A 25,723-nucleotide genomic window follows, 5' to 3' on the forward strand; every position below is an offset into this window, starting at 1 on the left:
CCGTTGATTATCTGTAACCGTTGATGACCACACCCACCGGAACCCGACGCCGTGTACTGATCGGCGTCGGCGGCGGAATCGCGGCGTACAAGGTGTGCTCGGTCATCCGGCACTTCACCGAGTCCGGCCATGACGTCCGCGTCGTCCCCACCCGCGCGGCTCTGGAGTTCGTCGGCAAGGCGACCTACGAGGCCCTGAGCGGCAACCCGGTCTCGACGACGGTCTTCGACGACGTCGATGAAGTGGCCCATGTCCGGCTCGGGCAAGGCGCTGACCTCGTCGTGATCGCCCCGGCGACGGCTGACCTGATGGCGCGTGCGGCGCAGGGGCGGGCCGACGATCTCCTCACCGCCTCGCTGCTGACCGTCCGCTGTCCGGTGCTCTTCGTCCCCGCGATGCACACCGAGATGTGGGAGCACCCCGCGACGCAGGCCAACGTGGCGACCCTGCGTTCGCACGGGTCCGTCGTGATGACTCCCGCCTCCGGGCGCCTCACGGGTACGGACTCGGGTCGCGGCCGGCTCCCGGACCCGCAGGAGATCGCGCTGGTCGGCGAGCTGCTCCTCGACCGTCCGGATGCGCTGCCCTACGATCTCGCCGGCGTCCGGGTGCTGATCAGCGCCGGTGGCACCCGCGAGCCGCTCGATCCCGTGCGCTATCTCGGCAACCACAGCTCCGGTAAGCAGGGTTTCGCACTGGCCCGTGCGGCGGCGCAGCGCGGCGCGAGTGTCACCGTCGTTGCCGGATCCACCGCCGACCCCGGGATGCCGGCGGGTGTCGACATCGTCCGGATCGCCACTGCCGAGCAACTCGCCGAGGAGATGACCAAGCGCGCGGCCGACGCCGACGTCGTCATCATGGCCGCCGCGGTCGCGGACTTCCGGCCGATCTCCGTCGCCGACGCCAAGATCAAGAAGGGCGACGCGGGCCCGGCACCCATCGAACTGACCACGAACCCGGACATTCTCCGCGGACTCGTCACCGCCCGCGACGAGGGCCGGATCCCGCACGAGACCGTGATCGTCGGCTTCGCCGCCGAGACCGGCGACGAGACGGGCGGTGTCCTCGATCACGGCCGCGCCAAGCTCGCCCGCAAGGGCTGCGACCTCCTGGTGGTCAACGCCGTGGGAGACGGCAAGGCTTTCGGAACCGAGGACAACACCGGCTGGTTGCTCGCCGCCAACGGCGACGAGACCGCGCTGCCCTTCGGGTCGAAAACACTCATGTCGAGTCGGATACTTGACGAAGTGCGACAACTGGTGCCTGATGGTCGGGGAGCTCGACCGACCGATTAGGTTGGATGTATTCACCCGGCCAGTCGGATCTGGCCGACACTGCCAGCGGCGCGGCGACCACCGACGCGCGTAGATCTCGAGAGGATCTGATGACCACCTCGTCACGCCTGTTCACGAGCGAATCCGTCACCGAGGGACACCCCGACAAGATCTGTGACGCGATCAGCGACTCGATTCTCGACGCCATCCTCACCGACGATCCGAAGGCGCGTGTCGCGGTCGAGACCCTCGTGACCACCGGACAGGTGCACGTCGCCGGTGAGGTCACCACCACCGCATACGCCGACATCCCCAAGATCGTCCGCGACAAGGTTCTCGAGATCGGCTACGACTCCTCGACCAAGGGCTTCGACGGTGCATCGTGCGGCGTGAACGTCGCGATCGGTGCGCAGTCCCCGGACATCGCGGGCGGCGTCTTCAACTCGCACGAGAGCCGCAGCGGCATCTCCGAGGACGAGATCGACAGCCAGGGTGCCGGCGACCAGGGCCTCATGTTCGGCTACGCCACCAACGAGACCCCCGAACTCATGCCGGTGCCGATCGCGCTGGCCCACCGCCTGTCGCGTCGCCTCACCGAGGTGCGCAAGAACGGCACGCTGCCGTACCTGCGCCCGGACGGCAAGACGCAGGTCACCATCGAATACGACGGCGACACCCCGGTCCGTCTCGACACCGTCGTCCTGTCGACCCAGCACGCGGCCGACATCGACCTCGACAACCTGCTCGCTCCGGACATCAAGAAGCAGGTCGTCGACGCGGTGCTCGCCGAGATCGACCTGCCTACCCTCGACACCACCGATTACCGCCTCCTGGTCAACCCGACGGGCAAGTTCGTCCTCGGCGGCCCGATGGGTGACGCCGGCCTGACCGGACGCAAGATCATCGTCGACACCTACGGCGGCATGGCCCGCCACGGTGGTGGCGCGTTCTCCGGCAAGGACCCGTCGAAGGTCGACCGCAGCGCGGCGTACGCGATGCGCTGGGTCGCCAAGAACGCCGTGGCCGCGGGTCTGGCGAACCGCATCGAGGTCCAGGTCGCCTACGCGATCGGCAAGGCGGCCCCGGTCGGTCTGTTCGTCGAGACCTTCGGCACCGAGAAGGTCGATCCGGCGGTCATCGAGCGCGTCATCAAGGAGAACTTCGACCTGCGTCCGCTCGCGATCATCCGCGATCTCGACCTGCTGCGTCCGATCTACGCGCCGACCGCGGCGTACGGCCACTTCGGCCGTACCGACGTCGACCTGCCGTGGGAGCGGACCGACCGAGCCGACAAGCTGCGGGCCGCCGCGGGTCTGTAGACCCGGGCGAAAGTCACTGACCCCCAAGGGAGCACGGGTCCCGGCAGCTGAGCTGCCGGTGGCCCGTGTTCTGCCTGTTCTGGGCCTCGCTCACCTGGACCGGCCGTTCGACTACCTCGTCGACGCCGACCAGGACGAGAGTGCGGTGCCGGGAGTGCGGGTGCGTGTGCGCTTCTCGGGCCGTCTCGTCGACGGTTATCTCCTCGAGCGCATCGAGACCAGCGATCACCCGGGCAAGCTCGGCTGGCTCGACCGTGTCGTATCCGCCGAGCCGGTGCTGACACCCGAGCTGGCCGTGCTGTGCCGCGCGGTCGCCGACCGTTACGCCGGCACGATGGGCGACGTCGTCCGCCTGGCCATCCCGCCTCGGCATGCGCGTACCGAGAGGGAGACGACCCCGGAACCGACCGCGGTCGTCGAGACCCCCGATCTGGCGGGGTGGGAGCGATATCAGCTCGCCGATGCCTACTTCGAGAGCCTCGCCGACGGTCATCCGCGTGCGGTCTGGCAGGCACTACCGGGGGAGGACTGGCCACGTCGCCTCGCCGAACTCGCGGCCGCGACGCTCGCTCAGGGGCGCGGATGCATCCTCGTCGTCCCCGATCAACGTGACCTCGACCGTGTGTGGGCCGAATGTGAACCGCTCATCGGAGATCGCGGGGTCGCGTTGTCGGCGGGTCTGGGACCCACCGCCCGCTACCGACGATGGCTGGCCGTGCGTCGCGGTGCCGCCCAGCTCGTGATCGGCACCCGCAGTGCGGTGTTCGCACCCGTCGCCGACCTCGGCCTGGTCGTGGTGTGGGACGACGGCGACGACAGCATGGCCGACCCTCGTGCGCCGTACCCGCACCCACGCGAGGTGGCCGTACTCCGTTCGCATCACTCGAAGTGCGGGATGTTGCTCGGCGGTTTCGCGCGGAGCGCCGAGGCACAGGCGCTCGTCGCGTCCGGGTGGGCACACGACCTCGTCGCCGAACGGGCGACCGTACGACGCCACACCCCCCGGGTGCAGGCCATCTCCGACGACGATCGTCAGATCGCCCGGGACCCGATGGCGCGGTCGGCGCGCATCCCCGAAGTCGCGTTCGACGCCGCCCGATCGGCGTTCGCGGCCGACAAACCGGTGGTGTTCAGCGTTCCCCGTCGCGGTTACGTACCGTCCCTGGCGTGCACCCGATGCCGGGAGCACGCGCGGTGCCGGGCCTGCCACGGACCGATGCAGCTCGACGCCGATCAGCGATTGAGCTGTCGATGGTGCGGGCGGCCGGAACGGTCCTTCCGCTGCCCGGAATGCGGGAACACCTCGGTGCGCGCGACGGTCACCGGGGCACGACGCACCGCGGAGGAGCTGGGGCGGGCGTTCGCCGGGGTCCCGGTCGTGACCAGCGGTGGTGACACGATTCTCGACGAGATCGAACCGGGCGCGCGCCTCGTCGTGTCGACGCCGGGCGCCGAACCCGTCGCGCCGGGCGGTTACGGCGCGGCCGTCGTCGTCGACACCTGGGCGCAACTGGATCGCGCCGACCTGCGCGCCGAAGAACACGCGGTGCGGAGGTGGATGGCTCTGGCGGCCATGGTGACCGCACACGGTGACGGCGGACGGGTGGTGATCGTCGCGGACTCGTCACTGGCACCGGTGCAGGCCCTGATCCGTTGGGACCCCGTCGGTTTCGCAACCATGCAACTGAATCAGCGCGTGGAATTGGGCTTCCCGCCCGCCGTGACGATGGCGTCGGTCGACGGCCCCACTGGGGTCATCACCGATTTCGTCGAGCATCTCGAATTGCCCGACGACGCCGACGTTCTCGGTCCCGTCCCGTTGCCACCGGGGGTACGGCCCCCGGCGGGAAGCGCGGAATGGGAGGCTGCTGCCCCGGCCGACGCAGACAAAGAGATGGACCGGATCCTCGTTCGCCTGCCGCGCAGGCACGGACGGCTGCTGGCGGAGGCGCTCGTCGCCGGACAGGTGCGTCGCAACACTCATCGCGAGACCGGGCCGATCCGGGTGCAGATCGATCCGCCTACGATCGGATGATGCGCATCGTTTTCGCCGGGACCCCGGAGGTCGCCGTCCCGTCGTTGCAGGCCCTCATCGATTCGCCACACGACGTCGTCGGGGTGATCACCCGTCCCGACGCCGTGTCCGGTCGCGGCCGCAAGGTCGTCCGGTCGTCCGTCGGGGTGCTCGCGGATCAGCACGGCCTGGAGGTGATCACCCCGCGGCGGTTGTCCGAGCCCGACGTCGACGAGGTCCTCCGTCGCTGGGCCCCGGACTGCGGTGCCGTCGTCGCCTACGGCGGGCTCGTCCCGCCCGGGCTGCTCGACCTGCCCACGCACGGATGGATCAACCTGCATTTCTCGGTGCTTCCCGCCTGGCGCGGCGCCGCCCCGGTTCAGGCCGCGATCGCCGCGGGCGACGAGGTGACCGGCGCGAGTACCTTCCGCCTGGAGAAGGGGCTCGACACCGGCCCCGTCTTCGGTGTGCTCACCGAGACGATCCGGCCGACCGACACCAGCGGCGATCTGCTGGGGCGTCTTGCCGACGCCGGTTCGGGACTGCTGCTGTCGACCCTCGACGGACTCGAGGCCGGGGGCCTCGTGCCCGAGCCGCAACCGTCGACGGGCGTGAGTCACGCACCCAAGGTCGAGGTGGACGACGCCCGCATCCGGTGGGACCTGCCTGCGCACATCATCGATCGTCTGGTCCGGGCATACACCCCGTCGCCCGGACCGTGGACGAGTCTCGACGATGCCAGGATCAAGATCGGTCCGCTCAGGGTTGTCGAGGCGGCTGGCGACCAGGCACTCCCGGAGGCCGTTCGTGACGGGTCGCTGCCTCCGGGCACCCTCGCCGTCACGAAGAAGGCGGTGTTCGTCGGAACCGGTTCACAGCCGGTGGCTCTCGGCACGGTACAGCCGCCCGGCAAGAAGCCGATGCCGGCCGCCGACTGGGCGCGCGGCGCGCGCCTGACCGACGGGACGGTGCTCGGATGAGCGCGGAACGAAGGGACTCCCGCGGACGCGGCCCCGGCAGACGAGAAAGCAGCGGTCGGCGCGAGAACCCCGGGAAGAACACCGCGAAGTTCCGGCAGAAGGATCTGGACCCGGCTCGGGTCGCCGCCCGCGACACGCTGCGCGCGGTGCGGGAGCGTGACGCGTATGCGAACCTCGTTCTGCCGAAAATGCTGCGCGAGAGGCGGATCGAGGGACGCGATGCCGCCTTCGCCACCGAGCTCGCCTACGGCACGGCACGGGCGCAGGGGTTGGTGGATGCGGTGATCGAGTCGGCTGCCCAGCGGCCCGTCGCCGACATCGACGGCAAGGTCCTGGACGTGTTGCGGCTCGGTACCTATCAGCTGCTGAGGACGAGGGTCGGCGCACACGCCGCGGTGTCCACCTCCGTCGACATCGTCCGCTCCGAAAACGGTATGGGGCCCTCGGGGTTCGCGAATGCCGTACTGCGGAAGGTGTCGCAGAAGACCGAGGAGATGTGGGTCGACGAGCTGGCCCCGTCGCCTGCCGAAGACCTCGTCGGCTATCTCGCGTTCCAGTACGCCCATCCGCGATGGATCGCCGAAGTCTTCCGCGACGCGCTCGGCGGTTCGGCCGGTCAGCTGCAGGCGGCCCTGGCCGCCGACGACGAACGGCCGCCCGTGCACCTGGTCGCGAGGCCCGGCTTCATGACGGCAGAAGAACTGGCGCTGACCAGCGGTGGCGACGTCGGCGACTACTCGCCGTATTGCGTGTACCTTCCCGGTGGTGATCCGGCGGACGTCGCGGCCATCCGTGAGGGTTACGCGGGTGTGCAGGACGAGGGCAGTCAACTGGTCGCGCGTGCGGTCGCCGTGGCCGAGGTCGCCGACGACGGTGGCCGATGGCTCGACATGTGCGCCGGCCCTGGTGGAAAGGCCGCCCTCATCGGTTCGCTCGCCGAGATCGACGGTGCGCGACTCGATGCCGTCGAGGTGTCCGACCATCGCGCGGACCTGATCCGCAAGGTGGTGTCGGATCTGCCGGTGACGATCCACGTCGCTGACGCCCGGTCGAGTGGTCTCGATGAGGGGTTCGACAGAATCCTGCTCGACGCGCCGTGTTCGGGACTCGGGTCACTGCGACGACGACCCGAATCACGTTGGCGCCGCAAGCCTTCCGACGTCGATGAACTGGTCGTCTTGCAGAAGGAGTTGCTCACCGAGGCCCTGCGTCTGGTGAAACCCGGTGGTGTGGTGATCTATTCGACCTGCTCACCGCATCCGGCCGAGACGACGGCTGTGGTGGCCGATGTGGTGGCGTCGGTCGACGGCGTGCGTCAGCTCGATGCGCGCCCACTCGTGACGGTGGGCAAGCTCGGTGCTGATCTACTCGGCGACGGCCCGCATGTCCAGCTGTGGCCGCATGTTCACGGCACGGATGCGATGTTCCTGGCGGCGTTGACGCGGGAGTGATCCTCAGGGATGCGACGCCGCCACGTTCTCGACGAGAGCAGCGAGTGCGGCGGTGACCGAACCCCAGCCGTCGAGGAATCCGAGCTCGCTGTGCCGAGTGCAATCGCTCGGATTGCCGTGCCGCACAACGACGTCGTACTCGGTCCCGTCGCTGTGCTCGGTCAGCGTGATCTCCGCGGTCATGGGGACCGGTGCGGGCCTCGCGGGGCGCCAAGAGCTGTCGACCGCATTGGTGAAGACGAGCCGGTGATGGGGCTTCACGACGAGGAACACTGCGTCCATGTGCGGGACGAACGTGGCACCGTCATCACTCATCCTGGTGACGATCGCGCCGCCGGGGCGCGCCTCTAGCCGGTCGACGCGGGTGACCGTCGGCGCCGGCGTCCACCACTTCGCGAACTGTTCGGGGCGGGTCCATGCGTCCCAGATGCGTTCGCGCGGAGCGCGGATCACGCGGTGCAGGGTCAGGTCGAGTGCGGGGTCGATCATCGGTCGTTCTCCTCGATGTGGGTGACGAAGTCTTCAAGTCGGTCGGTGCGTTCGGTCCAGACCACGCGCTGGTGTTCGAGCCACGTCGACACGCGCCTCAACCGACGACGGTCAAGCGTGCACATTCGCGTTCGACCCGTCTTCTTGGTCATGACGAGTCCGCTGTCCTCGAGGATGCGCAGGTGCTTCATGAAGGACGGCAGGGTCATCGGGAAGGGATCGGCGAGCTCCCCGACACTGGCCGGCCCGCGCCCCAGGCGTTCGACGACCGCACGGCGCGTGGGGTCGGAGAGCGCGCCGAAGATGTCGTCCAAAGGGGCTGAACCATGTGCCATGTGGCTAAGTGTCACAGAGGTCGTCACTGAACTCAATAGCTAAGTATCTTCGAGTCTCATCTGATGTGAATGAGGCCCCGAAGCAGCCGGTATTCGTGTAGTATCGAACGTATGAGCGAGACCGGTGCTACGCAAACTGAGGTTGATGCCGACGGCCTGCGGCTGCTGATGAATCGTCTCGCGCTGATGCGGCCCGGCGCGGACGAAGCGGAGTCGGTTCAGCGCTTGACCCTGCTCGAGGAGATCAAGTCGGCGTGTACTTCGGCCCAGGTTCGGCAGACCGTCAACCTCGATGAGCTGCGTGCGGCGGACGAGGCTGTCCGGAACGTCCCAGAGCGCAAGCGCGGCCGTGGGCTCGCCGCCGAAGTGGGTCTGGCACGCAAGGTGTCCCCGCGGAAGGGAAGTCAATACCTCGGTTTCGCCCGTGCTCTGGGGCATGAGATGCCGCACACGATGGCGGCACTCACCGTAGGAGTCCTCACGGAGTGGCGCGCCACGATCCTGGTTCGCGAGACCGCCTATCTGACACGTGAATCGCGTGAAGAGGTGGACCGTCGCATCTGTGGAGATTCCGCGACGCTGGTGGGTATGTCCGATCGCGAGATCGAGGCGCTCGCCAAGTCTCATGCCTACGAGTTGGAAGCCGAAGCGGTGGTGGCTCGTAAGGCCAAGGCGGAGAGGGATCGTCACGTCAGTGTCCGGCCCGCACCCGATCTGATGACGCAATTATCGGCACTTCTACCACTGACGGACGGGATCGCGGTGTACGCGGCGCTAAAAAAGCACGCCGACTCGGTATGCGGTTCTGACGATCGGACGCACGCCCAGGTCATGACGGACACGCTCATCGAACGTGTCACTGGTCGATCTGTCGCCGAGCCGACGCCGGTGGCGGTGAATCTAGTCTTGTCCGACCGCTCTTTGTTCGGTGTCGACGATTCGGCTGCGGACGTTCCGGGTTTCGGCCCGATCCCGGCGACCGTCGCACGCCTCCTCGTCGCCGATTCGATGGCCCCCGGCGATGAGACCTCATCGACCTTGCGTCGGCTGTACGCCCGCCCGGCCGACGGCGCGCTTGTGGCCATGGAATCGCGATCGCGCGGCTTCCCACCTGCTCTCGCTCGATACATCCGTCTGCGAGATCAACGGTGCCGAACCCCATACTGCGGTGCGCCGATTGCTGAGATCGACCACGCGACAGCGCATCGCAGGTCCGGTCCGACCAGTGCGGAGAACGCCGATGGAATTTGTGTCATCCACAACCGCGCCAAGGAGGCTGCCGGTTGGAGCTACAACGCCCGGGTCGTCGACGGTGTGCACGTGATAGACGTGATCACACCCACCGGTGGGCGGCACATCAGTGCTGCACCGGCTGCCATCGGACATCGTCCGTCGTCTCGCAGCGAGGTCGAGACACGACTACTGCAGCTACTCGCCGCAGCGTGACTGTGGACGGAACCGGCACGGTGGCGCTCCGTCGTATTAAGTTGTTCGTCGTGGCGGTGTGCCACGTCGTCTGTTGCTGCAAACTCGGGGGTTTGTATGGCTGAGCGGTTCGGTGTCGAGGAATTGGGTGTCATCACCGGAGTCGGGGACGCCCTGGGACGATGCTCCGCGGACACGCGGGCCCTCTGGTCCGGGAAATCGGCATTCGGTGACGCGTCCAGCGCCATGCCGGCATCCGCCATCGGAGCAGAGTGTGCAGGAAAGGACGACATCGTCCGAGCACTGCTGGGCCGGGCGGCGGCGAGGATGGATCAGGTTGCTCAGACCTGCTACCAGGCGGCGGGCGACGTCGCCGACACCGAAGAGTCGCTGGCCAGCGGTTTTCGGGCGATCAGCGAGTTCTGATGACGCGACCATCGCGGTCCACCGTCAACGGTTGGGACCTGATGTCGCTCGATGCCGCGGCCACGGCGCTCGACGCGGCGGTGACCGATCTGCGTGATCTGACGCAGCGAATGGCGGATGCGCCGATGCGGGCAGGCGACTCGAGAAAGTGGATGGGGGACTCGCAACTCGGCTGCGAGAACCGTACCGAGTCGGATCGTGTCGAGATCAACAAACTCGGCTCCGACCTCACCCACGCCGCCACCGTCCTCCGGGACACGGCGTCAGCGATCAGCCCGAATCGCACCACCGCGCTGATCAAGGCGCTCGGGTTGGAACGAGACCAGTTCAGTGTGGCCGACGACTGGACTGTCCGAGACACTCGCGACTACGCCGCCGAACTCACTGGTGTCGAGGCGGGCAGCGCGACCGAACGGGCAATTCTCGACGCTCAGGCGGCACGTGCCGAAGAAGCCAGGACCGCAACGCTGTCGCTGCACTCTCTGGCCGATCAGATGGGCGAAGACGACCGCAACGGCGCGCGGGTTCTCGCCACCGCTTTCGGTGACGCGGGAGCCAACGCTCCCATCAGCTCCAGCTATTCGCCCGGGCAGGCGAGCATCGACGTCCAGGCGATCATGAGCGGTACCGCGACAATCGAGCAGAAGGGGCGGTTCTTCCGCGCTACCAGTCTGACCTCGGAACAGCGAGCGGCGCTGGCGCGCGGCGATCACGCGGTGATTCCCAAGGAGCAATTCGATTACCTGAAGGCGATCTACACGCCCACTTGGGGTCCGGGCCCGCAAGGACAGCCGTTCTCCCTCGAGGCACTGAAGTCCTTCGGCGACAAGTACACCGGCGCGGAACGAGAGAACTTCAAGCAAGGGCTCGCCGATGGCGTGTTCATGCTCGGGAATCCACACCTGCGGACCGAGCAGACAGAATCGAATGTCCTCTCCGACATCTATAGGACGAGCCCGCCGTTCGTGAGCGGCGGGATGCGGGAGCTACCGGCGCCCATCCGGGACCTACTGAGTGGGCAGGCAGCGTCGAAGGCGAGTATCTCCAACGACCCGTCCGGTCAGCACGGCACCCGGATGATGGATGTCACGCGCCTCGATTCCTTCGAAGACTTCAACAGCCTCGTGGACGTGTTGGAGCATCGCACCGAGGACTCGGGTAACGCCGCATACGGGTCTCAATCGGTTCAACTGGGGAGTGACGTCGACCGGGCGCTCATCGCCCGCGCGAGCGAGATCGCCGGCGGGGATCACAACGAGCGCTACGTCTCTGATCGGAACGAGACAATCTCACACTCGTCCGTCGAGAGGCTGCTCGACAGAATGCTGGGAGTCGCCGGATCCGACCACATTGCCGTCCACGATGCGGTGTTGGGGACGACGGGGGGATCCCATTCGGCGATGCCCATCGTTCACGACCTTGGCGGCGGCGAAAAGCCCTACGACGCATCCCGGGCAATGAAAGACCTCTTCCAGTTCGACTGGACCGACAAGGCGGGACGCGAGAACGACGGTATCAATCGGTTGTTCAACTGGATGCCGGAAGTCGCAAGCACTCCCGACGGCGTATCTGCCGAGCGTATGGCTGACGGAATAAGGTCCGGCGAGGTCGCCAGTGAGCTGGCTCGGATCATTGCCGAAAACAAGAGTGACTTCCAGGACATGAACGGCGGGTCCGCTTCGCTGGGTGAAGTCAACGCCGAGCTGACGCGAACTCTCGCAAACGCAATCGGTCCGTACGTGGCCGAGCTCGCCGGCGTGGACCCCACGCTGTTCGATACCCGGGGAGTGACCGCGCTCGACGAAGCGAACCAGTTCAAAGCGCTGTTCCAAATCCTCGACTCGGACCCTGACGCGGGACGTGTGATGAACACCCATGCACTATGGCAAGCCAACGTCTTGGAGCAGGTATTCGGGCACGACCCGGAGCGAACCGATCTTGGAGAGATGGTAGCAAGATTGCATGGTGGAATGGCTTCTGGAATGAATTCAATGTTGGATGAGGACTCTGCGGATCGTCGATACGATGCGGCAAGAAATTACGCTCTTGCGGGTGCCACATTTGATTCAATCAAGGCGGCCGGGTCGGCCATTCCGGGGTTGAGTCCGATTTTGAAAGCCGTTATCGACGTGTCGGCTCCATCGCTGCGGATCGACGCAATCGGACTTCCCCCAGATCCGGACGCAATCGAGTCAGCGACAAAGTTCGACGCGTTGCGTGCGAGCCTATATCACAGTACAAGCGACGGTCTTGTGTACGAGGACATTCTCGAAGGCTACATCTCGCGACATCCCGAGTTTGTCGACTCTGCCGAGTTCCGGTCAATTTATGGCGCGCGTGCAGAGAATCCCGAGTTCCTCAAATCGCTGGCAGATGGGGGACTCCCGGCTGGCTGGGATGAGAAAGTGTTGAAGAACGTTGTGCAGGACATCATTGGGGGACACGGAAGTTACTTCTTTTCGGATTATAACGGTCAACTCGCCCGAATGAAGGACAAGGACTTTCCGGATGGTGCCGGATGGTGACCGGGCGTGCCTTTCCGATCGTTGCCGTAATCGTGGTTGCGATGACACTCGTTCTCGCCTCTTGTAGTGAAAAGCCTACGGATAATGCCTACGATGCGGCACCGTCCATTTCGACGCAGATGCAGGATAGGCCACCTGGATTCGATGTTACGTTCCGCTGGCTAGGAAACGACGACTTGAACCTGTTCAGTCCGATGGGGACATTCGTGCGTGCGTATGTCGAGTCCTTTTATCTCGCAAACGAGGGGCAGTCCACTGCGTGGGGCTATCCAGGCTTCATAGATGCGTCGACACCGGACATTCGGGACCGGGTCCGTGACTTACCTAGTGAGAGTGCTGATGGGGGGCTCGTCGGGACGAGTGTCTTTGTCGCGGCCAGCCGAGAAGATCGCGGTGACCGAACCAGGTTCATACTGTGCGAATACGGGTTTGCGTCCAGCGGAGGTTTCGGGGGTCGAGGCGTTTGGACGAACTACGTCAAGAGCGCGGTGCCCACTGTTATCGGTCTCAGAAGATCAGGCCAGGTGCCACCTGCTGACCAGCGAGGTGCCGTGCGCGGACCGCAACGGAGTGTCTTCGGCGGGTGGCATGTGGACGAATTCGAATTCATCGCGGTCGGTGGGCGATTTTCGGCCGAGATGGAGATTTGCCGTACTCAACCAATACCCGAAGGGGTGGTATCGGAAGACTTCGTTCCGGGCCAACGCAGTAGCTCGCCGCGTCCCCCTGAGCCCCAATACCCCGGCTGGCCGGCCCACGGTCTCTGAGACACTCGAGCGCTTTCGTCCGTACGAACCCCGCGCCCTACACTTGTCGACCATGTGCACCGCCGGTTCCGCGCCCATGATCGCTCCGTCCATCCTGTCCGCGGACTTCGCGAATCTCGCCGCCGAGGCGGCGGCCGTCGCTCAGCCGGGTGCCACCCGCGCCGACTGGTTGCATGTCGATGTCATGGACGCGCATTTCGTGCCCAATCTGACCCTCGGGCTGCCGATCGTGGAGAGCCTGCTGAAGGCCACCGACATCCCGCTCGACTGCCACCTGATGATCGAGAACCCGGAGCGTTGGGCGCCGCCGTACGCGGAGGCCGGCGCATACAACGTGACGTTCCATGCGGAGGCCACCGAGAACCCGATCGCCGTGGGCCGCGACATCCGTGCGGCGGGCGCGAAGGCGGGTCTGTCGATCAAGCCGGGCACCGCGCTCGAGCCGTACCTGGAGATCCTGCGCGAGTTCGACACCTTGCTGATCATGAGCGTCGAGCCCGGGTTCGGTGGCCAGAAGTTCATGCCCGAGGTTCTCGAGAAGGCCCGCGCGATAAGGAAGTTCATCGACGCGGAGGATCTGACGCTCCTCGTCGAGATCGACGGCGGCATCAACGCCGACACCATCGAGGAAGCGGCCGAGGCCGGTATCGACTGCTTCGTCGCCGGGTCTGCCGTCTACGGCGCCGACGATCCGGGACAGGCCGTCGCGGCGCTTCGTGAGTCCGCCGCCACCGCTCGGGCCCAGAACCAGAACTGACCCAAACCAAAACTGACGCAGAATCAGACCTGACCCGATGGACATCGCCGCCGCCATGGATCGCGCGATCCGTGCATCCGCCGAGGCGATGGGGATCAGCTCGCCGAACCCCCCGGTGGGTGCGGTGATCCTGGCGGACGACGGCACCGTCGCCGGTGTCGGCGCCACCCAGCCACCGGGCGGAGCACATGCCGAGGTCATGGCCCTGCGCGCTGCCGGCGAGGCGGCACGCGGCGGAACCGCGATCGTCACCCTCGAACCGTGCAACCACACCGGCCGCACCGGACCCTGTGCCGAGGCGCTCATCGAGGCCGGGATCGCCGAGGTCCACTACGCGGTGAGCGATCCGAACCCGATCGCGGCGGGCGGGGCCGACAGGTTGCGGGCTGCGGGGGTGCACGTGACCGGGGGAGTGGCCGTCGACACCGTCGAGAACGGTCCGSTGCGGCCATGGCTCACCCGGCAGCGCCTCGGCCGACCGATGGTCACCGCGAAGATCGCCGCCGGGATCGACGGCCGCATCGCTGCGCCCGACGGAACCAGCCAGTGGATCACCGGTTCGGCGGCCCGCGATCACGCCCACGCCCAGCGCGCGCGTCTCGACGCCATCGTGATCGGCACGGGCACCGCACTCGCCGACAACCCGACCCTGACAGCCCGCACACCGGACCGCACGCTCCATCCGCATCAACCGGCCCGGGTCGTCCTGGGTCACCGCGACCTCCCCGTCGACGCCAACCTGCGCGGCACGGCCGGCGGCCGGCTGGTCAGGGTCGACTCCCACGATCCCGCCGACGTCCTGGCCGCGCTCCCGGACGCGCTCTGGCTCCTCGTCGAAGGTGGCCCGCACATCATCGGGGCGTTCGTCGCCGCGGGACTCGTCGACGAGGTGCACGCCTACGTCGCACCGCTCGTCCTCGGTGCCGGTCGGAGCTCGGTGGAGATCCCGGGTGTCAGCACACTCGACGACGCCCGACGGTTCCGGACCACCTCGGTGACCCGGCTCGGCGACGATGTCCTCATCACCCTGTCGGCCCCGGACACCGACCGACTCGACGGGTGAAGGTCGACGCATGGTCCCGCCCCTTTTCACTCACCGGAATCGCAATGCGACTGACTTCCCGGGCCGTGCTAGCGTCGATGTCACCAGTTCTCGGGGCGGGGTGAAATTCCCCACCGGCGGTGATGAGGGTGCGGTGGATCCGCATCGTCCAGCCCGCGAGCGCCTGCCGACAGGCAGGGACAGCAGATTCGGTGAGAATCCGAAGCCGACGGTCACAGTCCGGATGCGAGAGAACAGGCGACACAAGGCCGCCCTGTCTGCTCCGAGCGAGCAGGAGGAGTGCGTGTTCACCGGAATCGTGGAAGAACTCGGCGTCATCGCCGACCGCGAGGATCTCTCCGACGCCGCCCGTTTCACCGTTCGCGGCCCCATCGTGACCACCGACGCCGGCCACGGCGACTCCATCGCCGTCAACGGCGTGTGTCTGACCGTCGTCGATCTCCGTCCGGGTGAGTTCACGGTCGACGTGATGCGGGAGACGCTGCGCCGCAGTTCGCTGTCCGATCTCGCCGCCGGCAGCACGGTCAATCTCGAGCGGGCCATGCCCGCCAACGGGCGTTTCGGCGGCCACATCGTGCAGGGCCACGTCGACGGAACCGGCACGATCGCGACAGTGTCCCCGTCCGAGAACTGGACGGTTGTACGGATCGCGATCCCCGCCGAACTCACCCGCTACCTCGTCGAGAAGGGATCGATCACCGTCGACGGTGTGTCGCTGACGGTGTCCGCGGTCGGCGGGTCGGGCGATGACTCCTGGTTCGAGATCTCGCTGATCCCGACCACTCTCAACGAGACCAACCTCGGTGCCGCCCGACCCGGTGCCGTGGTCAACCTCGAAGTCGACGTGATCGCCAAATACGTCGAGCGCCTTCATCTGGGTTCGGACACGACTGGTACTCCTGATGTTGCGGGGGCGAAATGAGCACAACGAGTGAGGTTCTGATGAGCGAGTCGCCGCGAGACGGTGCAGACGTGACCGCAGCCGAGGGGACCGGCGTCGCGTTCGACACGATCGAACGCGCCATAGCCGACATCGCGGCGGGCAAAGCCGTGGTGGTCGTCGACGACGAGGACCGCGAGAACGAGGGCGACCTCATCTTCGCGGCCGAGATGGCCACCCCCGAACTGGTGGCGTTCATGGTCCGGTACACCTCGGGTTACCTCTGCGTGCCGCTCGACGGCGACGCGTGCGACCGACTCGGTCTGCCGCCGATGTACTCGATGAACCAGGACAAGCACGGCACCGCCTACACCGTGACCGTCGACGCGCGCGAGGGCATCGGCACCGGGATCAGCGCCGCCGACCGCGCCACGACGATGAGGCTTCTCGCCGACCCAGGCGCCAGCGCCGCCGACTTCACCCGGCCGGGTCACGTCGTGCCGCTGCGCGCCAAGGAGGGCGGCGTCCTCCGTCGCCCGGGACACACCGAGGCCGCCGTCGACCTCGCCCGGTTGGCAAACCTCGCCCCGGCCGGTGTGATCTGCGAGATCGTGAGCCAGAAAGACGTCGGCGCGATGGCGCAGACCGACGAGCTGCGCGTGTTCGCCGACGAACACGACCTCGCACTCATCTCCATCGCCGACCTCATCGCATGGCGACGTCGTCATGAGAAGCACGTCGTCCGCGTCGCCGACGCCCGCATCCCGACCCGCCACGGCGACTTCCGTGCGGTCGGATACTCAAGCGTCTACGACGACGTGGAGCACGTCGCACTGGTGAAGGGTGACATCACCGGCGCCGACGGCGATGGCCACGATGTTCTCGTCCGCGTGCATTCCGAATGCCTGACGGGCGATGTCTTCGGCTCCCTGCGCTGTGACTGCGGGCCCCAGCTCGACGCGGCGATGGAGATGGTCGCCGACGAGGGCCGCGGCATCATCCTCTACATGCGCGGCCACGAGGGCCGGGGCATCGGCCTGCTGCACAAGCTGCAGGCCTACCAGCTGCAGGACGCGGGGTCGGACACGGTCGACGCCAACCTGGAACTGGGCCTGCCCGCGGACTCGCGGGACTACGGACTCGGCGCCCAGATCCTCGTCGACCTCGGCGTCAGGTCGATGCGACTGCTCACCAACAATCCCGCCAAGCGTGTGGGGCTCGACGGTTACGGGCTGCAGATCGTCGACCGCGTCGCGATGCCGGTGCGCGCGAACGCCGAGAACCTGCGGTACCTCCGCACCAAACGGGATCGGATGGGCCACGACCTCGTCGGACTCGACGACCATGACAATCCGACCGAGCACGTCAACCCGATCGACCGCATCGATCCCTCCGAAGGAGCTCCGGCATGAGCGGGCACGGAGAGCCCACCCTGGAACTCACCGACGCCGGCCGGCTGCGCCTGGCCATCGTGTCGTCGCAGTGGCACGAGACCATCTGCGGCGCACTGCTCGACGGTGCGATCCGGGCGGCGCGGGACAACGGCGTGACCGAACCGACCATCGTGCACGTCGCCGGAGCCATCGAACTGCCCGTCATCGTGCAGGCTCTCGCACGCACCCATGATGCGGTGGTCGCACTCGGCGTCGTGATCAAGGGCGAGACACCGCATTTCGAGTACGTGTGCGATGCGGTGACCGCGGGTCTCACGCGGGTGTCGCTCGACGAGTCGACCCCGGTCGGCAACGGCGTCCTGACGGTGCTCACCGAGGACCAGGCCATCGCCCGCGCCGGGCTGCCCGGTTCGACCGAGGACAAGGGTGCGCAGGCCACCGTCGCGGCCCTGGCGTCGGCGTTGACGCTGCGGGCCCTCGCCGACGACCAGGCTGCAACGGTGGGTGCCGGAGGGTCTTCGGCGTGAGCTCCGCGGGGGATGCAGACGTCGCCTCGTGGGACCTGGTGTACCGGCCGCGCAAGCTGCCCCGGTGGGCCGTGGCGGCCGCGGTCGTCGTGCTCGCCATCCACATCACCTTCGGGTTGCTGCTGACGATCGACGACGTCGGCGTCCGCAATCTGGGCGGTTCCGACCAGGTCGCCATCATCCTCATCGGTGTGCTGGTCGCGGGCGCGATCCTGCTGCTGACCCGGCCGCGCCTCCGGGTGGGGCCCCAAGGGGTCGAGGTCCGCAACCTCGCGACGACCCGGCTCTTCGAATGGGACCGTGTCCTCGGTCTCACCTACCCGGAGAGCGGTTTCGGCGCCTGGCTGCTGTTCCCGTCGGACGAACACATCACCGTCCTGGCCGTTCAGGCCGGTGACGGTCAGCGCGCCATCGACACCATGGCGCGATTCCGCGAGCTCGAGGAGCGCTATCGCGGGACTGTCCGGCCCGGCCACTAGCCTGGAACTCGTGGCCGACCCGACAACCTACCGTCCTGCGCCCGGAACCATCCCGACCGATCCCGGGGTGTACAAGTTCCGCGACGAGCACGGCCGCGTCATCTACGTCGGCAAGGCCAAGAACCTCCGGTCCCGGCTGACGTCGTACTTCGCCGACATCACGTCGCTGCACCCGCGTACCCGACAGATGGTGACCACGGCGGCGTCGGTCGAGTGGACAGTCGTCGGCACCGAGGTCGAGGCGCTGCAGCTCGAGTACAACTGGATCAAGGAGTTCGACCCGCGCTTCAACGTGCGGTACCGCGACGACAAGAGCTACCCGATGCTCGCGGTGACGCTGAACGAGGAATACCCCCGGCTCTTCGTCTATCGCGGTCCACGCCGACGCGGGGTGCGGTACTTCGGGCCGTACGCGCACGCCTGGGCGATCCGCGAGACAGTCGACCTGCTGACACGCGTCTTTCCGGCGCGGACATGTTCGGCCGGCGTGTTCAAGCGGCACCGTCAGATCGACCGGCCCTGCCTGCTCGGCTACATCGACAAGTGCTCCGCACCCTGCGTGGGTCGGGTCGACGCCGAAGAGCACCGCGAGATCGTCGAGGACTTCTGCGACTTCCTGGCCGGGCGCACCGACCTGATGATCCGCCGTATGGAGCGCGACATGGCCGCGGCCGCCGAGGATCTGGATTTCGAACGGGCGGCTCGGCTGCGCGACGACATCGGCGCGATGCGACGCGCCATGGAGAAGCAGGCCGTGGTGCTCGGCGACGGCACCACCGCCGACGTGATCGCACTCGCCGGCGACCAACTCGAGGTCTCCGTCCAGGTCTTCCACGTCCGCGACGGTCGCGTCCGCGGCCAGCGCGGCTGGGTCGTCGAACGCAGTGACAACGGCACCGACGGCGACGTCGTGGGGGAGTTCATCACCCAGTTCTATGGCGCTCAGGTCGATTTCGACGCCACGGTGGCCGTCGGTTCCGACCGTGCACGCGGCGAGTCGATCCCGCGCGAGGTGCTGGTGCCCGAACTGCCCTCGGACGCCGAAGAACTCGAGGAGTGGCTGAGTGGGCTCCGCGGCAGCCGCGTGCGTCTGCGGGTCCCGCAGCGAGGCGACAAGAAAGCATTGTTCGACACGGTGGCCCGCAACGCGGGTGAAGCGTTGGCGCAGCACAAACTCCGGCGCGCAGGTGATCTCACGACCCGCTCGGCGGCGCTGACCGAGCTCCAGGAGTCACTGCTGCTCGACCAGGCTCCGCTGCGCATCGAGTGTGTCGACATCTCGCACGTACAGGGCACCGATGTCGTCGCATCGCTGGTGGTCTTCGAAGACGGGCTCCCGCGCAAATCCGACTACCGCCACTATTCGATCCGGCACGCCGCCGGCGAGGGGCGCTCCGACGACGTGGCCTCGATCGCCGAGGTCACCCGCCGCCGCTTCCTGCGGCACCGCACCGACCGGGACGCGCCACCGCCGGTGTCCGGGGAGATCAACGCGGCCGCCGACACCCCCGCTGCGCCCCGCAAGTTCGCCTATCCGCCCAATCTCTTCGTCGTCGACGGCGGTGCGCCGCAGGTGCACGCGGCCGCCGCGGTCCTCGACGAACTGGGCATCACCGACGTGGCGGTGATCGGCCTCGCCAAACGCCTCGAGGAGGTGTGGGTTCCCGGCGACGACGATCCGATGATCCTGCCGCGCAACAGTCAGGCGCTGTTCCTGTTGCAGCGGGTGCGTGACGAAGCGCACCGCTTCGCCATCACCTTCCACCGCAGCAAACGCAGCAAGCGGATGACCGAGTCCGTGCTCGACGGGGTTCCCGGCCTGGGCCGCACCCGGCGCACCGCGCTGGTGACGCACTTCGGCTCGGTGGCCCGGCTCCGTGAGGCATCCTTGGACGAGATATCGCAGGTGCCGGGAATCGGCTCCACCACGGCGCGTGCGGTGCAGGCCGCGCTCGCCGGGGACACCCCGGCGCCGCAACAGATCCCGACCCCGGCCCCGGACATGGCCGAGAAGGAGATGACCGTGGCGACCGCCGATCCGCGACGAGGTGTCGATGAATAACCAGACGTCAGTGGACAAGTCGACTGGGGACAAGTCGACCGGGGACCCGCAGACGGGGGACACGCAGGCAGCGGTCGATCCCGATGCGAGCGGGGCGGGCCCCGACGGTGAACTCACCGTCCTGTTCGTCACCGGCATGTCCGGCGCGGGCCGATCCACCGCGGCCAACGTCCTCGAGGACGACGGGTGGTACGTGGCCGACAACGTGCCGCCGTCACTCATCTCGACGATGGTCGGGATGGTCCGCGAGAGCGACCCGTCGATCACCAGGCTCGCGATGGTCCTGCGCGCCTCTGACGCGAACCTCGCGCACGAACTCGAGCAGCTGCGAGACCGGCTCGAGGAGTCCGGCATCCGCACCCGCCTGCTGTACCTGGACGCCAGCGACTCGGTCCTGGTGCGCCGCTTCGAGCAGGTCCGGCGCCGACACCCGCTGCAGGGCAAGGAAACGCTCGTGGAGGGCATCGCGAGGGAGCGCGCCATCCTGGCGCCGATCAAGAACGTCGCCGATCTCGTCGTCGAGACGTCCGCACTGACGGCCGCCAAGCTGCGCGCGGTCGTCGAGGGGGTGGCGCCCGGCGACACCGAGCCCAGGTTGTCGATCGCCGTCCAGTCATTCGGGTTCAAGTACGGGCTGCCGATCGACTCCGACCTCGTCGCCGACGTGCGGTTCCTGCCCAATCCGCACTGGATCGACGAACTGCGCGACCACAACGGGCAGGAGGCGCCGGTCCGGGACTACGTCCTGGGTCAGCCCGACGCCGGTGGCTTCCTCGACCTCTACACCGACCTGGTGTCCATCGTCGGACGCGGTTATCTGCGAGAAGGGAAGCGGTACATGACGATCAGCGTCGGATGTACCGGCGGCAAGCATCGCAGCGTCGCCATCGCCGAAGAACTGTCGGCGCGTCTGCGTCGAGCCGTCGACGAGGCCGGACTCGCGTCCTACGACGTGCGCGTCATGCATCGCGACCTGGGGCGCGAATGACCCCGCGCGACCCGAGGATCGTCGCCCTGGGCGGTGGGCACGGCCTCTACGCGACGCTGACCGCGATGCGCTACCTGAGCACCGACATCACGGCGGTGGTCACCGTCGCCGACGACGGTGGCTCCTCCGGACGCCTGCGGGCCGAGCTCGGCCTGATCCCGCCGGGCGACCTGCGGATGGCGCTCGCCGCGCTCATGAGTGCGCCCAAGGCGCTCGAGGACTTTCAGGTGGCCGGGCACCCCGACACCCGCCGGCGTCACGAACTCTGGGCGGACGTGCTCCAGCATCGATTCGGTGGACGCGGTGCGCTGGCCGGTCATCCGATCGGCAATCTCCTGTTGGCGGGGCTCACCGAGGTGCTCGGCGACACCGTGGCGGCGCTGGCCGAACTGCGCGACGTCTTCGGGATCCGAGGACAGGTGCTGCCCATGTCGACGGTCCCGCTCGACATCGAGGCGGACGTGTCCGGCCTCGAGGCCGACCCCCGGATCAGTCGCGAGATCCGCGGACAGGTCGCGGTCGCCACCACTCCCGGCAAGGTTCGACGCGTGCGACTGCTGCCGCACGAGCCGCCGGCATGCGAATCCGCGCTCGAGGCAATCGAATCGGCAGACCTGGTGATGCTCGGACCGGGATCGTGGTTCTCCAGCGTGATCCCGCACGTACTCGTACCCGAGCAGCTGAAAGCCTTGCAGCGCAGCCCCGCTCGCAAGGTCCTGGTCGTCAACCTGGCGCCCGAGCCGGGGGAGACCCCGGGCTTCTCGGTGGAACGCCACCTCCACGTCCTGCACGCCCACGCCGACAGTTTCCGCGTCGACCACGTGCTCGTGGACGAGTCATCGGTGCCCGCCGGCCGCGAACGCGACCACCTGGTCCGCGCGGCCGGATTGTTCGGCGCCGAGCTGAATGTCGGCGACGTCGCCGTCCTCGGCCAGCAGGTCCATGACCCGGCGAAAGTCGCCGCCGTCGTGAACGAACTGTGCGAAGGTGAACTGACCCGTTACTCTGGCCGGGCGGACGCCTGACTCATGTCGGTGATGCCGTCGTGCGATGACATGCAGTCGTGCGCTCAAACTCGCGCGGGCCGTGGATACGAGGGACGTGTGGTCTGGTGACAGGAGGACAGGGACCGGTGGCGATGACGGCGGCGGTGAAGGACGAACTCAGTCGCCTGTCGGTGACTCAGGTGAGTTGCCGGAGAGCCGAGGTGTCGGCGCTGTTGCGCTTCGCCGGTGGTCTGCACATCGTCGCCGGGCGCGTCGTGGTGGAGGCCGAGGTCGACATGGGCAACGTGGCCCGGCGCCTGCGGGGCGAGATCCACGATCTCTACGGCTACTCCTCCGATGTCCATGTGCTGCGCGGCGGCGGTCTGCGCAAGTCCGCCCGCTACATCGTGCGCGTCACCAAGGACGGTGAGGGGCTCGCGCGGCAGACCGGTCTGCTCGACATGCGCGGCCGGCCTGTTCGCGGACTGCCCGCGCAGGTGGTCGGCGGCAGCGTCGCCGACGCCGAGGCCGCTTGGCGTGGCGCCTTTCTCGCCCACGGATCGCTCACCGAACCCGGACGGTCGTCGGCGCTCGAGGTCAGCTGCCCGGGCCCCGAGGCCGCACTCGCGCTGGTCGGTGCGGCGCGCAGGCTCGGCGTCACCGCCAAGGCCCGCGAGGTCCGTGGCGCCGACCGCGTGGTCATCCGCGACGGCGAGGCGATCGGTGCGCTGTTGACCCGGATGGGTGCCCACGACACCCGGCTGGTCTGGGAAGAACGGCGCATGCGTCGCGAGGTGCGCGCGACCGCCAACCGGCTCGCCAACTTCGACGACGCCAATCTCCGCCGGTCGGCGCGGGCGGCCGTGGCCGCGGCGGCTCGCGTGGAACGCGCGCTCGACATCCTCGGCGACGAGGTACCCGACCACCTCATCGCCGCGGGGCAGCTCCGCATCACACACCGGCAGGCCTCCCTGGAGGAGCTCGGCCAGCTGGCGGATCCGCCCATGACGAAGGACGCCGTCGCCGGCCGTATCCGTCGCCTGCTCTCGATGGCGGACAAGAAAGCGCGCCAGGACGGGATCCCCGACACGGAATCCGCGGTCACCTCGGAGCTGCTCGACGACGCCTGAGGCCGCCCCGCGGTCGCGACCCGGACCTGCGGTGTGCCGTGCCCTACAGGGCCTACTAGGCTGGGGGAGACGTGGGCGGAGGCGTGATCACTCCTGTGTGCCGCCGGTGACCGCTCACGGCGCGGCCAGACAGGGCTTGACTCACAGGCCTGACCATGAATACCGCTAAGGAGCACAACTGTGACTGTTCGGGTAGGCGTCAACGGATTCGGCCGGATCGGCCGCAACTTCTTCCGTGCCGTCGAAGCGCAAAAGGCTTTGGGCACCACCGACATCGAGATCGTCGCGGTCAACGATCTCACCGACAACGCGACTCTCGCGCACCTGCTGAAGTTCGACTCGATCCTCGGTCGCCTGTCCGACGACGTCACCCTCGAGGGTGACGACACCATCGTCGTCGGCGACAAGAAGATCAAGGCGCTCGAGGTCAAGGAAGGCCCGGCCGCGATCCCGTGGGGAGACCTCGGTGTCGACGTCGTCGTCGAGTCCACCGGCATCTTCACCGCCCGTGCCAAGGCCCAGGGCCACCTCGACGCCGGCGCCAAGAAGGTCATCATCTCCGCACCCGCGTCGGATGAGGACATCACCATCGTCATGGGCGTCAACGACGACAAGTACGACGGCAGCCAGAACATCATCTCCAACGCGTCGTGCACCACCAACTGCCTCGGCCCGCTGGCCAAGGTCCTCAACGACGAGTTCGGCATCGTCAAGGGCCTGATGACCACCATTCACGCCTACACCCAGGACCAGAACCTGCAGGACGGCCCGCACAAGGATCTGCGTCGCGCCCGCGCCGCCGCGATCAACATCGTGCCGACCTCCACCGGTGCGGCCAAGGCCATCGGCCTGGTGCTCCCGGAGCTGAAGGGCAAGCTCGACGGCTACGCGCTGCGTGTGCCGATCCCCACCGGATCGGTCACCGACCTCACCGCGCAGCTGTCCAAGACCGCCACCGCCGACGAGATCAACGCCGCCCTCAAGGCTGCCGCCGACGGTCCGCTCAAGGGCATCCTCAAGTACTACGACGCCCCGATCGTCTCCTCCGACATCGTCACCGACCCGCACAGCTCGCTGTTCGACGCCGGCCTGACCAAGGTCATCGACGATCAGGCCAAGGTCGTGTCCTGGTACGACAACGAGTGGGGCTACTCCAACCGCCTCGTCGACCTCATCGGTCTCGTCGGCAAGTCGCTCTAGTCCACCCACGTCGTTCCACCTGAAAGGGAGTCAACGCCACATGGGTGTTCCCACTCTGAAAGACCTTCTGGAGGAGGGTGTTTCGGGCCGGGGCGTGCTGGTCCGGTCGGATTTCAACGTCCCGCTCGACGGGTCGACGATCACCGATCCGGGTCGCATCCTCGCGTCCCTGCCCACCCTCAACGCACTGATCGACGCCGGCGCCAAGGTGATCATCACCGCGCACCTCGGCCGCCCGAAGGGCGAACCGGATCCGAAGTTCTCGCTGGCGCCCGTCGCGGCGCGACTCGGTGAGGAGCTCGGTCGCAACGTGCAGCTCGCCGGCGACGTCGTCGGCACCGATGCGCTCGCCCGCGCCGAGGGCCTCACCGACGGTGACGTCCTGTTGCTGGAGAACATCCGCTTCGATCCGCGGGAGACCTCCAAGGACGAGGCCGAGCGTGAGTCGCTGGCCAAGGCGCTCGTCGAGCTCGTCGGCGATGACGGCGCCTTCGTCTCCGACGGTTTCGGGGTGGTGCACCGCAAGCAGGCCTCGGTCTATGACGTCGCGAAGCTGCTCCCGCACTACGCGGGAGAACTGGTGGCGGCCGAGGTCGACGTGCTCTCCAAGCTCACCGAGGAGGTCACGCGTCCCTACGCGGTCGTCCTCGGCGGCTCGAAGGTCTCGGACAAGCTCGGGGTCATCGAGGCCTTGGCTCCCAAGGTGGACACGTTGGTCATCGGCGGCGGCATGGCGTTCACGTTCCTTGCCGCACAAGGACATTCGGTCGGCACCTCGTTGCTGCAGGAAGATCAGATCGACGTCTGCAAGAGCCTGCTGGAACGGTTCGGCGACGTCATCCACCTGCCCGTCGACGTGGTCGTGGCCGACAAGTTCGCGGCCGACGCCGAGTCCGACACCGTGGCGGCCGACAAGATCCCGGACGGCTGGATGGGCCTCGACATCGGACCGGAATCGGTGAAGCGATTCGCCGCAGTCCTGTCCGGTGCCAAGACCATCTTCTGGAACGGCCCGTCGGGCGTGTTCGAGTTCGAGAAGTTCTCCGCGGGTACCCGCGGGGTCGCCGAGGCCATCGCCGGCGCCACCGGCAACGGTGCGTTCACCGTCGTCGGCGGCGGCGACTCGGCCGCGGCGGTGCGGACCCTCGGTCTGCCCGACAGCGACTTCTCGCACATCTCCACCGGCGGCGGCGCCTCCCTGGAGTACCTCGAGGGCAAGGAACTGCCCGGCCTGAACGTCTTGGAGAGCTGA

The 25,723-nt window shown here is 67.6% G+C and carries 22 protein-coding genes and 1 riboswitch; of the genes, 20 read left to right on the forward strand and 2 right to left on the reverse strand.

All coding sequences use genetic code 11. The annotated features are described in order from the left end of the window. Positions 1 to 23: 23 nt before the first annotated feature. The 5 genes from coaBC (at position 24) to MAY35_RS16110 (ending at position 7,038) form a co-directional block, all read left to right on the forward strand. Positions 24 to 1,295, forward strand: a complete 1,272-nt coding sequence (gene coaBC, locus MAY35_RS16090) for a bifunctional phosphopantothenoylcysteine decarboxylase/phosphopantothenate--cysteine ligase CoaBC (protein WP_238422314.1) — start codon at positions 24 to 26, stop codon at positions 1,293 to 1,295. Positions 1,296 to 1,384: 89 nt separating this feature from the next. Continuing rightward, complete coding sequence (metK, locus tag MAY35_RS16095) at positions 1,385 to 2,593, forward strand: methionine adenosyltransferase (protein WP_374237968.1); 1,209 nt, start codon at positions 1,385 to 1,387, stop codon at positions 2,591 to 2,593. Between the two features lie 58 nt (positions 2,594 to 2,651). Then, entirely contained in the window at positions 2,652 to 4,628 is a 1,977-nt protein-coding gene (locus tag MAY35_RS16100) for a primosomal protein N' (RefSeq protein ID WP_238422315.1), read from the forward strand. Continuing rightward, positions 4,628 to 5,587, forward strand: coding sequence for a methionyl-tRNA formyltransferase (gene fmt, locus MAY35_RS16105; protein ID WP_238422316.1), 960 nt, complete (start codon positions 4,628 to 4,630; stop codon positions 5,585 to 5,587). The genes MAY35_RS16100 and fmt overlap by 1 nt, the downstream gene beginning before the upstream one ends. Beyond that, a complete protein-coding gene (locus MAY35_RS16110) occupies positions 5,584 to 7,038 on the forward strand; it encodes an RsmB/NOP family class I SAM-dependent RNA methyltransferase (protein ID WP_238422317.1) in 1,455 nt (484 codons plus the stop codon). Before fmt ends, MAY35_RS16110 begins: the two co-directional genes overlap by 4 nt. Positions 7,039 to 7,041: 3 nt before the next feature. Here the strand turns inward: MAY35_RS16110 and MAY35_RS16115 are convergent, their stop codons facing one another. Beyond that, positions 7,042 to 7,527 carry an SRPBCC domain-containing protein gene (locus MAY35_RS16115; RefSeq protein WP_238422318.1) on the reverse strand — a complete coding sequence of 162 codons (486 nt, stop codon included), beginning with the start codon at positions 7,525 to 7,527 and terminating at the stop codon, positions 7,042 to 7,044. Further along, on the reverse strand, positions 7,524 to 7,862 hold the full coding sequence (locus tag MAY35_RS16120) for a helix-turn-helix transcriptional regulator (RefSeq protein ID WP_238422319.1): 339 nt from the start codon (positions 7,860 to 7,862) through the stop codon (positions 7,524 to 7,526). Before MAY35_RS16120 ends, MAY35_RS16115 begins: the two co-directional genes overlap by 4 nt. A 186-nt stretch (positions 7,863 to 8,048) precedes the next feature. On the opposite strand from MAY35_RS16120, the gene MAY35_RS16125 reads away from it, so the two are divergent. The 15 genes from MAY35_RS16125 to pgk all read left to right on the forward strand — a co-directional run bounded on the left by MAY35_RS16125 (position 8,049) and on the right by pgk (position 25,723). Then, positions 8,049 to 9,308: a DUF222 domain-containing protein gene (locus MAY35_RS16125; RefSeq protein WP_238422403.1), complete on the forward strand. Its 1,260-nt coding sequence runs from the start codon at positions 8,049 to 8,051 to the stop codon at positions 9,306 to 9,308. Between the two features lie 96 nt (positions 9,309 to 9,404). Continuing rightward, a complete protein-coding gene (locus MAY35_RS16130; protein ID WP_238422320.1) occupies positions 9,405 to 9,713 on the forward strand; it encodes a hypothetical protein in 309 nt (102 codons plus the stop codon). Further along, entirely contained in the window at positions 9,713 to 12,238 is a 2,526-nt protein-coding gene (locus MAY35_RS16135) for a hypothetical protein (RefSeq protein WP_238422321.1), read from the forward strand. The genes MAY35_RS16130 and MAY35_RS16135 overlap by 1 nt, the downstream gene beginning before the upstream one ends. Positions 12,239 to 13,057: 819 nt before the next feature. Further along, positions 13,058 to 13,762, forward strand: a complete 705-nt coding sequence (gene rpe / locus MAY35_RS16140) for a ribulose-phosphate 3-epimerase (RefSeq protein ID WP_238422322.1) — start codon at positions 13,058 to 13,060, stop codon at positions 13,760 to 13,762. 37 nt (positions 13,763 to 13,799) lie between these two features. Next, positions 13,800 to 14,825 carry a bifunctional diaminohydroxyphosphoribosylaminopyrimidine deaminase/5-amino-6-(5-phosphoribosylamino)uracil reductase RibD gene (gene ribD / locus MAY35_RS16145; protein WP_238422323.1) on the forward strand — a complete coding sequence of 342 codons (1,026 nt, stop codon included), beginning with the start codon at positions 13,800 to 13,802 and terminating at the stop codon, positions 14,823 to 14,825. 82 nt (positions 14,826 to 14,907) lie between these two features. After that, a riboswitch (FMN riboswitch) is annotated at positions 14,908 to 15,064 on the forward strand. A gap of 44 nt (positions 15,065 to 15,108) precedes the next feature. After that, entirely contained in the window at positions 15,109 to 15,747 is a 639-nt protein-coding gene (locus MAY35_RS16150; protein ID WP_238422324.1) for a riboflavin synthase, read from the forward strand. A 20-nt stretch (positions 15,748 to 15,767) separates the two neighbouring features. Further along, positions 15,768 to 17,117 (forward strand): bifunctional 3,4-dihydroxy-2-butanone-4-phosphate synthase/GTP cyclohydrolase II, encoded by a 1,350-nt coding sequence (locus tag MAY35_RS16155; RefSeq protein WP_238422325.1) that lies wholly within the window; start codon positions 15,768 to 15,770, stop codon positions 17,115 to 17,117. Beyond that, positions 17,114 to 17,626: a 6,7-dimethyl-8-ribityllumazine synthase gene (gene ribH, locus MAY35_RS16160; protein ID WP_238422326.1), complete on the forward strand. Its 513-nt coding sequence runs from the start codon at positions 17,114 to 17,116 to the stop codon at positions 17,624 to 17,626. The genes MAY35_RS16155 and ribH overlap by 4 nt, the downstream gene beginning before the upstream one ends. Beyond that, positions 17,623 to 18,105 (forward strand): PH domain-containing protein, encoded by a 483-nt coding sequence (locus MAY35_RS16165; RefSeq protein WP_238422327.1) that lies wholly within the window; start codon positions 17,623 to 17,625, stop codon positions 18,103 to 18,105. The genes ribH and MAY35_RS16165 overlap by 4 nt, the downstream gene beginning before the upstream one ends. A gap of 10 nt (positions 18,106 to 18,115) precedes the next feature. Next, a complete protein-coding gene (uvrC, locus tag MAY35_RS16170; RefSeq protein ID WP_238422328.1) occupies positions 18,116 to 20,167 on the forward strand; it encodes an excinuclease ABC subunit UvrC in 2,052 nt (683 codons plus the stop codon). Positions 20,168 to 20,177: 10 nt separating this feature from the next. After that, the gene (gene rapZ / locus MAY35_RS16175) at positions 20,178 to 21,155 is read left to right on the forward strand and encodes an RNase adapter RapZ (protein ID WP_374237969.1); all 978 of its coding nucleotides are present in this window, start codon (positions 20,178 to 20,180) and stop codon (positions 21,153 to 21,155) included. Further along, on the forward strand, positions 21,152 to 22,180 hold the full coding sequence (gene yvcK / locus MAY35_RS16180) for a uridine diphosphate-N-acetylglucosamine-binding protein YvcK (RefSeq protein WP_238422329.1): 1,029 nt from the start codon (positions 21,152 to 21,154) through the stop codon (positions 22,178 to 22,180). The genes rapZ and yvcK overlap by 4 nt, the downstream gene beginning before the upstream one ends. 113 nt (positions 22,181 to 22,293) lie before the next feature. Then, positions 22,294 to 23,271: a DNA-binding protein WhiA gene (whiA, locus tag MAY35_RS16185; protein WP_238422405.1), complete on the forward strand. Its 978-nt coding sequence runs from the start codon at positions 22,294 to 22,296 to the stop codon at positions 23,269 to 23,271. A 180-nt stretch (positions 23,272 to 23,451) separates the two neighbouring features. Beyond that, positions 23,452 to 24,471, forward strand: a complete 1,020-nt coding sequence (gene gap / locus MAY35_RS16190) for a type I glyceraldehyde-3-phosphate dehydrogenase (RefSeq protein ID WP_238422330.1) — start codon at positions 23,452 to 23,454, stop codon at positions 24,469 to 24,471. Positions 24,472 to 24,511: 40 nt separating this feature from the next. Beyond that, a complete protein-coding gene (gene pgk / locus MAY35_RS16195) occupies positions 24,512 to 25,723 on the forward strand; it encodes a phosphoglycerate kinase (protein WP_238422331.1) in 1,212 nt (403 codons plus the stop codon).

It is taken from the genome of Gordonia sp. 'Campus' (assembly GCF_022206305.1).
Taxonomy (GTDB): domain Bacteria; phylum Actinomycetota; class Actinomycetes; order Mycobacteriales; family Mycobacteriaceae; genus Gordonia.